Origin of the sequence: Metabacillus herbersteinensis (genome assembly GCF_042433335.1) — a bacterium.
Lineage (GTDB): Bacteria > Bacillota > Bacilli > Bacillales > Bacillaceae > Metabacillus > Metabacillus herbersteinensis.
The window spans coordinates 595,924-610,181 of the sequence record NZ_JBHLVO010000001.1 but is presented as its reverse complement, the minus strand read 5'-3'; the positions used below and the strand labels follow the sequence as shown (position 1 = coordinate 610,181).

The window sequence follows — 14,258 nt, the reverse complement described above, 5'->3', positions numbered from 1 at the left end:
ACTGGAAGAGACTAGGATTAAAATCTCTACTAAAAGTAATTTCATAAACTTTCGAACCGCCGTATACCGAACGGTACGTACGGTGGTGTGAGAGGTCGGCGCGGTAACGCGCCTCCTACTCGATTTGTGTATCGGGCCAGATTATGGAATAAGGAAAGGAATTATTAGAAAGTGATTCGAAGCTATGTTATTCAATTAACTGCATTTACTTCAATAAAGTGACCGACATATGGCGGTCTTTTTTAAACATATAAGAAAGTATAAAATTTGATACTAAGTCTGCGTTTCTGAATCCAGCTCCGACGCACAGGACGTGCTAGTGCAGTCAATGCGACAGGACGTCGCGTTTTTGACTGCCAGCGCCTAGCCCCTCGAGGTCATAAGTCAATTCTAAATTGAAGGCAAAGAACGCCTTCTATTTAGAATCGCCTTATGCTTGTCGGGGCTGTTCAAGGCGCTTGCGCTTTTGTTCTGTATTAAATTTCCAGTTAACGAATAAGAGGACAGATTATTAAGCTGATAGGGTGGTTTTAGTTACGGGCGCTTATCTGTTATAAGGTAAGTGTCTTTTTCATTGAAAAAAATGATTGATTTAGCCATATGTATTTGAAATAATTGGTATTAATCAATAGGGCAGTTTAACTGAGTAAAGATATAATTTAAAAAGGTCTTAATTTTGTATAGATTCCCGAAAAGGTTTAACATCCCATCTTGTAAAGGAGGGAATAAATGTGAGTAACGTAATTGAAATGGTCTTATTCATTCTTACAGTAGTCGCGGTTATCATACTATATCGAAAATATGAGGAAGTAGAACCATACTTACTTTTAAAGCTTTTCTGCTACACGTTTCTCGGAGCCTTTATGATACATTTGAACGGTTTCAAGCTACCACTTGGGTTTGTGGTTTTTCTTTTGTTTTTTCGAAACATTCCTGTAAACTCTGCGGTTAAAAAACGGGCCGTTTACGTGGGATTGATTGTGTTTCTTTTATCAGTGATTCTGCCTTTCATAGAAACAAAACTGTATGAATGGCCTCGGAAAGTACAATTACAAGATACGAACTTCTATAGTGGAAGTATGGTAGAAGAATGGGAGAATATAAAGGAAGAATTTGAAATCATGGATGACTATGGGGTGAAGATTACAGATTTCCGAACAGTTATCAGTGATGAAGGAAAGTTTAAAAACCTAGAAATAACTCTTGTGGAGGACGCCCACCCCTATATGATTTATTATACTCTTAATCTCTTGGATGACGGGAAAAGTGTGAAAGTAAAAAGAAAAAAGGTAGAGGAAAATCAATGGGAAGGCTTGAACCATACGGAAGCACACTATTTACTTGCAAACATTGATCTTATTACTAAACCGATGTTAAACGATGAAGAAATAAAATATCACGAGATTCGTACAGATGGTCAGCGTATGGGTTACGATGTCAGAGAACAGGCAAAATTCAGCGTTGATACCAGCGGGAAAGAAAAAATTGAGAACAGCCAACTTCCAGTCGATGGCATTCTCGTTGAAGTATGTGGAACAAGTGGCACAATTGATAGGTTTGGTTCAATTTTTGAATATGACACTCATGAGCACTATATACTAGATATGCTTGAAAGAGAAGTAGAGATTAGTGAATCTTCAGTACTGACTGTGGCAAGGAATAGATCACCCGAAATTGATCAATGGCTGAATAAGCATACTGGCGACCAAATTGCTATTGAAGTAAATGGGGAGTACGTAATAAAGAAAGATGGAGTCGAGAAAAAAGTAACCGAAAATGAATACTTAAAGGCTCTAAAAGAAACACCGATAATAGATATTACAGTCAGCGAAGAGAAGAACATATGGCAAGTGAAGGTAGAAAACCCTTATGGCAACGGACCTCAAATAATGGAATTTGAGCTAAATGGAGAGAAACGTGAAATTTCTGGACTGAGGTTTTCGTAGTTAATTATAATCTTGCGCCTAAGCATGTATAATGAAGAATTCTCTTACTAGGAGTAATAAAAGAGGTCATAGGTAAAAGGAAAGTTGAACAATGCCAAATTAAAACATTAACTTTTCCTTATTATACATTCGGGGCATTTCTCCAATATTTTAAGTTCTAATATAGTCTAGTAAATTATTGAACGAATCTTTTTCGTGTATCGGGCAGGATTGTGGAATAACTGAAGAAAAGTTTTTATTTAAAAGGGAAACATCTATTTTAATAGAATGTAAGTAGTTTAATAAGAGGAGGATGATTTCGTTGGAGAAAAGAGCTCTATTTGTAACTCCATTACCAGAATATGAAGAAGAAATTGGTCGATGGCTATGGTGTCTAGAAGATGTTCGCCGTACACTTATAATAAAATTAACTGGAACGAGCCAAAGTATACTTGACACAAAAATTGATGAAAGACAAACGATTGGATCTCTGCTATATCACATTGCATTGGTCGAGGCAGATTGGTTATATGTAGAAGTCCTTGGCAGTGAATGGGATATCGAAATACGCTCGTTGTTTCCGTTAAAATTCAGTTCTGAAGACGGGTCCTTAACCCACATTGAGGGACAAAGTTTAGAAGAACATTTTTACCGCCTTAATAAAGTGCGTGAAGTATTTCTTTCCCACTTTCGTTCAATGGACCTAACGGATTGGCGTAAACCGAGGGTGCTTGAACATTATGACGTCACACCTGAGTGGGTTGTTTATCATCTGATTGAACATGAATCACATCATAGGGGCCAGATTTTCCATTTGCTCAGGAAATTACAAAATGATTAAGATTTTAAAGAGAGGGGCTTTTTACACCTCTTGAAGGTGTTAGGTTAATGGAAGCAGAAAAATACAGCGAATCGAGATCTTCAATTATCGGGCACGTTTGTTGAAAAAATATAAAAGGATCATACATATTAGTTAGGCCAATATGTATGATCCTTTATTTGTGCTATTCACGCAAAATAAGTATTAAATTATTTCATCGAACGCTAACAAGTTTATTATATGCCTTAGATAAGAAGAACAGCTATTTTCTCAACTGCGTTAGTTAGTAACCTTTAAAATTAATTGAAAAGCGCTGTACAAATGTAATTAAATGGATTATAATTTGCTTGTGCAAACAATTATAATAAAATGAATTTTAAAAAAGAGGTATTGTTATGTTAGATATTTATTTAAAAGAATGCTTATATTTCACTTCAAGTCGTATTAGTAGAATCATTACAAAAATGGCTGAAGAAGAGTTTTTGAAAAGTGGTTTATCACCAACAGCAGCTTATTTACTGATGGTGATTTATGAAAATGAAGGAATATCACAAAAACAAATTGGTGGAATATTACATCTTCAACCATCAACTGTAACTCGGATTGTTGAGAAACTAATGGCAAAAGGTTTAGTTTACAACAATGTTGAAGGACGTTTATCTTTAATATTTACTACAGATAAAGGGAAAGAATTGGAAGCTATAATACATGTATGTTGGAATAGCCTTCGAGAGCGATATTCAGAAATCATTGGGAAAGATCTGGCTGATGAACTGTCATTGAAGTTAGAACTTTTAAGTAATGAATTAGAAAAGTAAATACTATAAATTAACAGATAAATAAGGTAAAGAGAGAGAAAAGAAAAGAGCTAAAGAAAGTATTTTTTTTTGACAATAGTTGCTTGTGCAAACAAATAAAATTTTAGGAGGTGATAGATATCTTCTTAACGTTTTAATTCATAACGACTTAATTTTAAAAATGAGGAGGATAATGATGTTGAATACTAATAAAAAGAATGAATTAGAACTTATTGATCAACCAATTCTGGTTCTTGGTGGTACCGGAAAGACTGGTAGACGTGTTGTAGAACGTTTAAAGGCAAGGGAAATACCTGTAAGAGTTGGTTCTAGAAATGGTGAACAGCCTTTTGATTGGGAAGATAAATCAACTTGGGTAAGTGTGCTAGAGGGTGTAAGGGCTGTTTATATCGCTTATTATCCCGATCTAGCGTTACCAGGTGCTTCTGATGATATTAGTATGTTTGCAGAACTTGCTTTGAAAAATAATGTCAAACGTCTTGTTCTGCTTTCAGGTCGAGGTGAAGATGGTGCGATTCAAAGTGAAGAAGCACTAAAAAAGTCAAATGTTGAATGGACGATATTAAGGTGTAGTTGGTTTAATCAGAACTTTAGTGAAAATTTTCTAGTTGACCAAGTCAATGATGGTACGATCGCATTGCCTGTTGGGAAAGTTACTGAACCTTTTATTGATGTAGAGGATATTGCAGATGTTGCTGTGAAAGTCCTAACAGAAGATGGTCATGTCGGAGAGCTATATGAATTAACAGGACCAAGGTTGATGACATTTAAAGAAGCAACTGAGGAAATCGCAAAAGTTACGGGAAGAGATATTGGGTACGTTGAACTTAACATAGAGGAATTTAAAGCTGGTTTAAAAGAAGCAAAAACACCTTCACCATTAGTTGAATTACTAATAGAGTTGTTTACAACAGTACTTGATGGTAGAAATTCAGAGGTGAAGAATGGTGTACAACGAGCACTAGGTCGAAAACCAAGAGATTTTAGAGAATACGTACAAGAAACTGTAGTATCAGGTGTTTGGAATAAGTAATGATGGTAGAAAAAGTTCGGTTAGTCATCATCATTTTAATCAATATAGGAATAGGTTTAAATGCTGGGTTATTCTTTGTATTTTCGACATGTATTATGACCGCACTCTCTAACATACGCTCAGATAAAGGGATCTCAGCAATGCAAGCAATTAATATCTACATGCTTAATCCTTTTTTTGCAATCGTATTTGGTGGCACAGCATTTCTATGTATTATTTTAATAGTTATTGAATTATTTTATTGGAACGGATTGAGCTCCATATTAATCTTGTTGGGTAGCAGTCTATTTCTAATAGGTACAATTTCTGTAACTATGCTGTTTAATGTGCCACTGAATGATAGCTTAGCAAAAGTAAGAACTGATACGAGTCAATCAACTATCGTATGGAGTAATTATCTCATACAGTGGACAAAGTGGAATCATGTTCGAACAATAGCAGCACTATTTTCTATGTTGTGCTTCATTTTGGGGACTTTGCAACTTTATAAGTAGAAAAAAGCAAGACTTCAAACCTTTTAGTCAATCCCGAGGAAGCAGATTCACTAACAGACCTTCCGACGTTTCGGAAGGCTTTTTGCTTTTATATAGTGAGAAGGACAGATATACCATATAAAGTTTATATTTATTTATGATTACAACAAATTTGTTCCTCTCTATCTATGTCTCTCCCAACGGCATACGTGTTACCCCACTCACACATTGTGTTTAATACTGGAACAAATGATCGACCTAACTCAGTTAAACTGTACTCTACTTTTGGCGGAACTTCCTTAAATACTTCTCTTCGGACAATCCCATCTCTTTCCAGCTGCTTTAATTGATCGGTCAAGACTTTTTGAGTAATGGCCGGTATCCGTTCATAAAATTCTTTCGTCCGCATTGATTTTTGGCTCAAGAAAAAGAGGATTAAACATTTCCACTTTCCGCCTACAGTATTCATAAAAATATTGATTCCCGAGTTTTGACTGTCCACTCTTTATTCCTCCTAAATAGGCACTTAAAGGTGGCTATACCACATTTTTGTGCGTTATTTTCTCCTGTATTATTGTCTATTATAATCGGTGGTGTAGCAAATAAAAAATTTGGAGTGGATACGATGAGTGTAAAAGACCTTTTAGAAAAAAGACGTTCAGTCAGGCATTACGACTCAAACTATATAGTCAGTTCAGAAACGATGGCAACATTGATTGAAAGTGCAAGTAAGTCGCCTAACGGAAATAATATACAAGCAACGCGTTACTTAGTAATCGATGAGCCACATCTGCGGGATCTATTATTACCGATAGCTTTTAATCAGCAGCAAGTAACAGATGCATCCGTATTAATCGTAATACTTGGGGATTATCACGCTTTTGAGAAAGAAAATATCATAAAGATACATGAAGAGGGATTTCAGGAAGGTTTTTTTGATGCATCACTGAGAGATTATCTGGCGGGTGCTGCCATAGATTACTACGTGAATAAATCAAAAGAGGATTTAAAAATTGAATTAACAAGAGATGCAAGCCTAGCGTCCATGTCATTACTTTTATTGGCAAATGAAGCTGGTCTTGAGACCATCACCATGTCAGGGTATGATTCAGAACAGTTAAGGTTGGCATTGGATATTTCTGAGAGGTATTTGGATGTTATGCTTATAGCAATTGGGAAAGGCATTAAAAATGGTCACAAAACGGTAAGGCATGATGTCAATCAAGTAATTTATAAAAATAAAATAAAGTAATTATTTGCTTTATTAACATTATATATAGTATCAAAGAAAAAAGGTGACTGTCTTACTTCAGAAGCAGACAGTCGCCTTTCGCAAAAAAAGCAACTTTCAACCAGTCTCCTTCAAATTTAAGGAGATAACTTCTTTTCGATTTAAAACCAACTTATAAAACACAATAACAACGATCATAAACACAGCCGTATAGAAATACAGCTGACCATAGCCAAGCTGTGTAGCAACAATTCCTAAGATGTATGAGCCAGCAGCAATTCCTGTATCAAAGAGTGTGAAAAATGTTGCGGTAGCATGCCCACTTCGATTGCGGTCAGTTGCTTGAATGGCAAGTGTTTGTAAGGAAGGGACGACGGTTCCATAACCAAGTCCAATAAATGCTCCAGATAACAGAAGCATGAACGCCGATTGGGTAACACTTAAAAGAACCAATCCGATCAGAAATAAAACAAGTGCAGGATAGATAACAATATGTGGACCTTTCGAATCAAATAAACGGCCACTAAAAGGACGAGCAATTAGCATGACAACAGCAAAAACAACAAAGAAAAAGCTAGCTGCATCTAATAAATTAAGCTCTTGTGCATAAATAGATAGAAACGATAGAACACTTGAATAAGCAACAGCAACTAAGCTACCAATAAAAGCAATGGGTAATGCCTTTCGGTCAAGTAGGTCTGAAAGCTGTAAACGTTTCCTTACCTTAGTAACTTCGGAATGTACTTCATCTATTTTACTTGTAGCAGTAAACAATACTCCAGCTGTAATTAACAATGCAAACACAAGAAACAATATTGAAAATGATGCTACTTGTATTAGTGTAAGTGCAAGCAGTGGACCGAAAACAACAGCAAGGTTCGTTGACATCACAAAATAGCCAAGACCTTCTCCGCGTCTTTTTATCGGAACGAGATCAGCTGCTATTGATCCTGTTGCTGTTGTGGCAATACTAAACCAAATTCCTTGGAAGAATCGCAATGCTAGTAATGAAGCGTATTGATCAATCCATAAGTACATAAACGAGCATAGTGTAAAAAGGATAAGGCTTATCATTAACATTCTTTTTTTGCCAAAATCATCTAGTAGCTTCCCTGAGAATGGACGAACGATTATCGCAGAGAGAAGAAAAATGGTTACAATTAGACCCGCATCGACCTTTGAGCGATCAAGTTCATTAACTACATAGATAGGTAAAGATGTTAGCAAGCCGTAAAAGGCGATAAAGATAAAGAAGTTGCTTAAGGAAATACTAATAAAGCTCTTGGTCCAAATAGGTTGTTTGTTTTCCTGTTTCATTAGGACTCATTCCCCCTCTTCATTTGTTGAGGCTCCTAGCTTGTTTAATAAGTGGAAAAAGTAATCCTGTTCTTTATCAGACAAGTTTTTAACCATCTTTTGTTCAAAGGATTTGACCTCTTTTTCAACCATTGGTAAATGTTCAATTGCTTTATCGGTAAGTGAAACAAGGCGTTCTCGTTTATCACTACCTTGTGTGCGTTTCACCCATCCACTATCCTCTAGCTTTACTAAAGTCCGCGTAACAGTAGGTGCTTCCACAACCAAATAACGCCAAATATCACTTTGTGTCATAGGTCCATTGATTTTTAAGCAATAGAGAATGGACCATTGAGAACTATATAGATCGTGCATTTGTAAATGGTCATTAAGTTCTTTTGTCATTAAACGAGTTTTCCGATACAGCATGTGAAATAACTTGTTTGTGTTTTCCATTATGATTCACCCCAATTTATTTACCTAGGTAAGTATATGACTTTATAATAATAACAGAAATTAGTAATTTGTAAAGGAAACAAGTTTGGAACAAAGAAAAACCCCTGGCTCTGTGATAGCCAAGGGTAAAAAATTCAACTAAATTAAATCTTCACCGCATCACTCTTTAAACTCCACGATTTCTTCCAAGAGTAGCTTGCTACTACCAGCATAACAAGTGCTAATAACGCTATTACAGAGAACGTGATAAACCCAGAAGCATAAGAACCAGTCATTTCTTTTAATGTACCTAATATATTCGGTAAAAAGAATCCGCCAATCCCGCCAGCAGCGCCAACTATTCCTGTGATCATCCCAATTTCTTTTTGAAAACGCTGTGGGACTAATTGGAATACCGCGCCATTCCCCATACCTAAGCACATCATGCCGATAAAGAGTAGAGCAGTAATCGCGAATAGTGAAGGTAGCTGACTAACACCAAGCATACATATTGCAACACCGATAAATAAGAAAGTTAAAACTTTCACACCGCCAACTCTGTCGGAAATAAAGCCTCCTAGAGGTCGGAAGAAGCTACCTGCTGCTACGCAAATCGTAACAAAATCTCCTGCTTGGACATTTGTTAATTGATATTCATCGACAAAAAACATACTTAGAAAGCTTGATAGGCCGACAAAACCTCCGAATGTGACACTATATAGTAAACAGAAAAACCATGTATCTTTATGAGCAAATACTTTGAAATAATTAGCTAGCGGTTGTGGTGCTGGTTGTGTTGGTGCATCCTTCGCTAAAGCAATAAAAATCACGAATGTAACAAGTAGTGGAATAAGAGCAATTCCCATTGTTGTATGCCATCCAAAACTTTCTGCTATTCGAGGACCGAATAATGTTGCGAGTAACGTACCACTGTTTCCCGCACCAGCAATCCCCATTGCTAGGCCTTGAAGGTGAGGAGGATACCATCTGCTTACCATTGGTAAAGCAACGGAAAAGCTTGCTCCTGCAACCCCTAATAATACTCCAATCATAAATATCTCAGGTAGTGTATTTCCCGCGAAAAAGCCCCAAAGTAAAGGGAGAGTTGTAATACTCATTCCTAAAATAGCTGTTTTCTTTGGCCCCATTCGATCAGTTAAAACGCCCATAACAATTCGGAAAAAGGAACCCGCTAGGATCGGTATCGAAACAATTAATCCTTTTTGTGATGGAGATAAACCAAAGTCCTGAGTGATAAAAACACCAAGGGCGCCAAGAATAACCCAAATCATAAAGCTTACATCAAAATACAAGAAGGAAGAAAAAAGTGTCTTCGGATGACCGCTTGATTTTAAATCAGATAATTTCATTTAGAGTTACTCCTTTCAATTGTCGAGACTAGTTTTTTAAATTTCCAGAGTTTAAAGCATAGCCACATTATATGCGGTGTCCTTTTGATAGAAAAGTTACCTGTTAGGAAATGTAACGCGGAATTATTTTTAGAAGATGAAGAAACAAAGCTAAACAAGTTACAGTAAGAAAAATGTATCGAAATAAGATTCTGTGTCAGGAAATGTGACAACAATAATTTGTTAAAAGGAATTATATGAAATAATGAGACCACCTGAATGAGATCAGACCATTTATGCTGGAGGGCTAAGATGAAGCGAAAATTGGTAGTAATCGGAAATGGAATGGCGGGTGTCCGCTGTGTTGAAGAGATTTTAAAACAGAATTCACTCATTTTTGATATTTCGATAATAGGGAGTGAGCCACACCTTAATTATAATCGGATTTTACTGTCCTCTGTTTTACAAGGGGAGGCATCTATCCAAGATATTACGATTAATGGATTAGAGTGGTATGAAGAGAATCGAATAAAGCTTTTTTCTGGTGAAACAGCTACAAACATTGATTCACTAAAAAAAGAGATCGTAACAGATCAAAATCGATCTATACCATATGACAAGTTGATCATAGCAACAGGCTCATCTCCATTTGTTCTTCCAGTCCCAGGCATTGAAAAAACGGGAGTAGTCACCTTTCGAACAATAGAGGATTGTAAGAATATTATTGCAACCTCTAAGCAATATAAAAAAGCCATTGTTATTGGTGGCGGAGTATTAGGTCTAGAGGCTGCTAGAGGGCTATTAAATCTTGGATTAGATGTAAAGGTTATACACAATGCAGAGTACCTTATGCAACGTCAACTTGATGAAATGTCATCAAAAATGCTTCAAAAAAAGTTAGAACAGCAAGGAATTGAATTTCTTTTAGGTAAAGTGACAGAAGAGATTGTTGGAGATAGCAGAGTAGAAGAAATCCATTTTACAGATGGAACATGTATTGAGGCGGATTTGGTTGTTATGGCTGTTGGGGTCATACCTAATAGCAAACTGGCTCGAGATAGTGGCATTCTTACCAATCGGGGTATTGTCGTCAATGACTTTTTAGAGACGAATAAATCTGACATTTACGCTGTTGGTGAATGTGTTGAACATGATGGTATCGTTTACGGATTAGTTAAACCACTGTATGAACAAGGCCAAGTGCTCGCAAAGCATATTTGTGGTCTTGCTGACCTGGGATACAAGGGGTCTGTATTATCAACAAGCTTAAAAGTCCCTGGTATTGATCTCTTTTCAGTCGGAGAATTTGATGAAGATGAAACAACAAAGACGCTAAAAGTTCTGAATGAAGTGGATGAAATATATAAGAAAATTGTAGTCCGAGGAGATATAATTGTTGGCGCTTTGTTATACGGCGATACAAGGGATCAATCAAAACTATTAGATATGATTATTAAGAGAAAATATGTTAGCGATGAAGAGAAACGAATGCTTCTTCAGTCCCTAGATAAGGATGCAACACATATTAAATCTATGAAACTAAGTGAAGTCATTTGTAATTGTAATGGTGTTTCGAAAGGAGCAATAGTTGAGGCAGTTCAGCAGAAGGGATTAACAACAGTTGAACAAGTAAAAAAATGCACAAAAGCTTCAAGCTCCTGTGGGGGGTGTAAATTAGTTGTCTCAGACTTACTTACTTATATTCATAGTGATGAATGTAATGAATCTATCCAGCAAAAGTCATTATGTGCTTGTACAACGTTAACAGAGGATGAGGTGGTGTTCCAAATTCAGCAAAAAAACCTATCCTCATTGCGAGATGTATTTGCAGAGCTTTGTTGGCAAACGATTGAAGGTTGCTCAAGCTGTGTTCCTGCCATCAATTATTATCTAGCGATGATCTACCCAGAAAATGGGGGACAGAATAAAACATTTTTTCTCAATGAATATATGAACGCTCAGATCCAAAGTGATGGTACGTATTCGATCACCCCACAAATGTATGGAGGAATGACGAACGTAGCAGAGCTTAAAAAGATTGCTACCATAATGGAAAAATATAAGATTACGAATGTTGGTCTAACACCCGAACAAAGAATTCAACTAAAGGGCATTAAAAAGGAAAATATCCAAGCAGTATGTTCGGATTTAAATATGCCATTAAGCCCAATGCATGGTAACAACGTCCGGCATGTAAATACTTGTTTTGGTGAACAAGATTGCCAGTGCAATAAGGAAAATGCATTACAGTTAGCGATTGAATTGGAAAAAGAAATGGAATATTTACTAACACCTCACACAGTGGTAATGGGTGTTTCAGCCTGTAAACACAGTAAAGTAGATATGATGACAAAGGATATATGTGCGATTGGAATCAACAGAGGTTTGGAAATCTACGTTGGTGGAAGTAGTAGTCCTAGCGCACAGAAAGGCGAGTTATTTACTGTAGCTAACAATAGACAAGAAGCGAAGCAATTGATTTGTGGGTTCGTTCAATATTACAGAGAAACAGCTAATTACCTTGAGCAAATATATGATTGGACCCAAAGAGTAGGTCTAATCCATATAAGAGAAGTGTTATTTGAAGATGCTTTACGTGGACAGCTAATTGAACGTCTAGAGGCGGAAGTGCTTCTATATGCCGGAAAGACTGTATAAAGCTTAGTGTTTTTTTATATTACAAATAAAGGGTGATGTGCCTTGACCGAGTTACTGTTAAAATATTTCCGGACAAAGCAACAGGAGGTTCAATCAGAAAAAGTATATGATACGCAATGTCCGTATTGTAGTATGCAATGTAAGATGCAGTTAATTGAACAATCGATCGTCTCAAGAAAAAAGTATACGACTGTAGGAAAAGACAACCCTACATCTGAAGGTAGATTGTGCATTAAAGGTATGAATGCTCATCAGCATACCTTTCATCAAGATCGAATTAAGTATCCTTTATTAAAAGTTAACGGAGAGTTTGTTCGAATCTCGTGGCAGGAAGCATTAGATCACATAAAAAAGCAATTTACTGAAATCCAAGCAGTCGATGGTCAAGATGCTGTTTCCGTTTATGGAAGTGCCTCGATAACAAATGAAGAAGCCTACTTGCTTGGTAAATTTGCCAGAGTGGCATTAAAAACACGTTATATCGATTACAATGGTCGATTATGTATGTCTGCAGCTGCTACTGCGGCTAATCAAACGTTTGGTCTCGACCGTGGCTTAACAAATGCGTTAACAGAAGTACCGTTTACACGCGTTATTATTTTAGCTGGAACAAATATAGCGGAATGTCAACCAACGATTATGCCTTATTTTGAAAAAGCAAAAGAAAACGGAGCCTTTATTATCGCGATTGACCCGCGTGAAACGGCGACAACTCAGATTGCCGATTTACATCTAAAGGTCAAACCAGGTATGGATGCTGCACTAGCCAATGGATTACTAAAGGTTATTATTGAAGAAAATTTACTTGATGAGCAATTTATTAAAAAAAGAGCGACAGGATTTGAGGAAGTAAGGGAGTATGTAACCTCTCTATCCTTACATGATCTATCTGATTTGACTGGTGTCCCAATTGAGCAAATAAAGACAGCGGCTATTAAATTTGCAAGCGAAGAATCTGGAATGCTTTTCACAGCAAGAGGGGTTGAACAGCAAATTGATGGGACAGCTGCAGTTAGGAATTTACTGAATATTCTAATCTCAACCGGGAAAATAGGGAAGCCGTACTCAGGTTATGGAGCAATTACTGGACAGGGAAACGGGCAAGGAGCCCGAGAGCATGGACAAAAGGCAGATCAATTGCCAGGCTATCGACTAATAGATAATGAACAACATCGAGCATACATTGCAAAGGTATGGGGTGTTGACAAAGATGAACTACCAGGAAAAGGTGTTTCAGCATTTGAGATGTTGAAAAAAATTGATGAGGGCGAAATAACAGGAATGTTCCTTATGTGCTCAAATCCAGTCGTGTCCAATCCAAATGCAAATTTTGTAAAAGCAGCCTTAAAAAAGCTAAAGTTTCTAGTTGCTGTTGATCTATTTGTTTCAGAGACGGCAAAATTAGCCGACCTTATTTTACCAACCTCTTCTTATCTCGAAGATGAAGGAACAATGACAAACCTTGAAGGTAGAGTAACTCTTAGGGAAGCGAGTCGACCTTGTCCAGGAGAAGTGAAGCATGACTGGCAAATCATTTGCGAGATAGCAAAAGTACTAGGTAAAGAGGAGTATTTTCCATATACAAAAGCAGAGGATATCTTTGATGAGTTAAGAATAGCGAGTCGGGGAGGTAAAGCCGATTATTATGGGATCACGTATGATCGGATAAGAAAGGAAGAAGGAATTCTCTGGCCTTGTCCTGAGGTAGATCACAAAGGAACAACGCGGTTATTTGAAGAGTCCTTTTCACACCCAGATGGTAAAGCAAAAATGATTGCTGTAAAAAGCATTCCCGATGTTCCAAAGGAGAAACCGAATGAAGAATTTCCGTTATACTTAACAACCGGACGAGTGATGTCACATTATTTAACAGGGGTTCAAACGAGAAAAAGCGCCGCACTGGCAGCGAGAAACTTTGAATCCTATCTTGAAATTCACCCAGAGACGGCTAGGAAGTATGGTATTGATCATAATAAATTAGTTACCATCACATCAAAACGAGGAAGTATAGTTGTCAGAAGTAAATGGTCAGAAAAAATAAGACAAGATACTGTTTTTGTTCCTTTTCATTGGGCGGACAGTCAAAATGTAAACAAACTGGTAGCAGAAGAGCTTGATCCGTCATGCAAAATGCCAGGTTTTAAACTGAGTACCGTTAATGTAACACCAGTATGACAACATTCAATCGAAAAAGATAGAACTTGCGGGGTACATATTATG

At 36.9% G+C, this 14,258-nt stretch carries 12 protein-coding genes; 8 read left to right on the top strand and 4 right to left on the bottom strand.

The window, feature by feature from the left end; all coding sequences use genetic code 11:
• Positions 1 to 731 precede the first annotated feature (731 nt).
• From ACFFIX_RS02975 to ACFFIX_RS02955, 5 genes are all read left to right on the top strand, one after another.
• Positions 732 to 1,946 carry a hypothetical protein gene (locus ACFFIX_RS02975; protein WP_378930318.1) on the top strand — a complete coding sequence of 405 codons (1,215 nt, stop codon included), beginning with the start codon at positions 732 to 734 and terminating at the stop codon, positions 1,944 to 1,946.
• A gap of 301 nt (positions 1,947 to 2,247) precedes the next feature.
• Complete coding sequence (locus tag ACFFIX_RS02970) at positions 2,248 to 2,766, top strand: DinB family protein (protein ID WP_378930316.1); 519 nt, start codon at positions 2,248 to 2,250, stop codon at positions 2,764 to 2,766.
• A gap of 374 nt (positions 2,767 to 3,140) precedes the next feature.
• On the top strand, positions 3,141 to 3,563 hold the full coding sequence (locus tag ACFFIX_RS02965; protein WP_378930314.1) for a MarR family winged helix-turn-helix transcriptional regulator: 423 nt from the start codon (positions 3,141 to 3,143) through the stop codon (positions 3,561 to 3,563).
• A 175-nt stretch (positions 3,564 to 3,738) separates the two neighbouring features.
• A complete protein-coding gene (locus ACFFIX_RS02960) occupies positions 3,739 to 4,596 on the top strand; it encodes an NAD(P)H-binding protein (RefSeq protein WP_378930312.1) in 858 nt (285 codons plus the stop codon).
• Entirely contained in the window at positions 4,596 to 5,090 is a 495-nt protein-coding gene (locus ACFFIX_RS02955) for an anthrone oxygenase family protein (protein ID WP_378930310.1), read from the top strand. Before ACFFIX_RS02960 ends, ACFFIX_RS02955 begins: the two co-directional genes overlap by 1 nt.
• A gap of 130 nt (positions 5,091 to 5,220) precedes the next feature.
• On the opposite strand, the gene ACFFIX_RS02950 is transcribed toward ACFFIX_RS02955, so the two are convergent.
• Positions 5,221 to 5,571: a winged helix-turn-helix transcriptional regulator gene (locus ACFFIX_RS02950; RefSeq protein ID WP_378930308.1), complete on the bottom strand. Its 351-nt coding sequence runs from the start codon at positions 5,569 to 5,571 to the stop codon at positions 5,221 to 5,223.
• Between the two features lie 72 nt (positions 5,572 to 5,643).
• Between ACFFIX_RS02950 and ACFFIX_RS02945 the strand changes: the two genes are divergently transcribed.
• Entirely contained in the window at positions 5,644 to 6,321 is a 678-nt protein-coding gene (locus tag ACFFIX_RS02945; RefSeq protein WP_378930306.1) for a nitroreductase family protein, read from the top strand.
• A gap of 96 nt (positions 6,322 to 6,417) precedes the next feature.
• On the opposite strand, the gene ACFFIX_RS02940 is transcribed toward ACFFIX_RS02945, so the two are convergent.
• From ACFFIX_RS02940 to ACFFIX_RS02930, 3 genes are all read right to left on the bottom strand, one after another.
• The gene (locus ACFFIX_RS02940) at positions 6,418 to 7,617 is read right to left on the bottom strand and encodes an MFS transporter (protein ID WP_378930304.1); all 1,200 of its coding nucleotides are present in this window, start codon (positions 7,615 to 7,617) and stop codon (positions 6,418 to 6,420) included.
• A gap of 6 nt (positions 7,618 to 7,623) precedes the next feature.
• Positions 7,624 to 8,052, bottom strand: a complete 429-nt coding sequence (locus ACFFIX_RS02935; RefSeq protein WP_378930302.1) for a MarR family winged helix-turn-helix transcriptional regulator — start codon at positions 8,050 to 8,052, stop codon at positions 7,624 to 7,626.
• 143 nt (positions 8,053 to 8,195) lie between these two features.
• Positions 8,196 to 9,401: a nitrate/nitrite transporter gene (locus ACFFIX_RS02930; RefSeq protein ID WP_378930300.1), complete on the bottom strand. Its 1,206-nt coding sequence runs from the start codon at positions 9,399 to 9,401 to the stop codon at positions 8,196 to 8,198.
• A gap of 291 nt (positions 9,402 to 9,692) precedes the next feature.
• Here ACFFIX_RS02930 and nirB point away from each other — a divergent pair, with 291 nt between their 5' ends.
• Together nirB and nasC are read left to right on the top strand one after the other, a co-directional pair.
• Positions 9,693 to 12,038, top strand: coding sequence for a nitrite reductase large subunit NirB (nirB, locus tag ACFFIX_RS02925; protein ID WP_378930298.1), 2,346 nt, complete (start codon positions 9,693 to 9,695; stop codon positions 12,036 to 12,038).
• A 42-nt stretch (positions 12,039 to 12,080) separates the two neighbouring features.
• The gene (gene nasC, locus ACFFIX_RS02920) at positions 12,081 to 14,213 is read left to right on the top strand and encodes an assimilatory nitrate reductase catalytic subunit NasC (RefSeq protein ID WP_378930296.1); all 2,133 of its coding nucleotides are present in this window, start codon (positions 12,081 to 12,083) and stop codon (positions 14,211 to 14,213) included.
• The last annotated feature ends 45 nt before the right edge of the window (positions 14,214 to 14,258 follow it).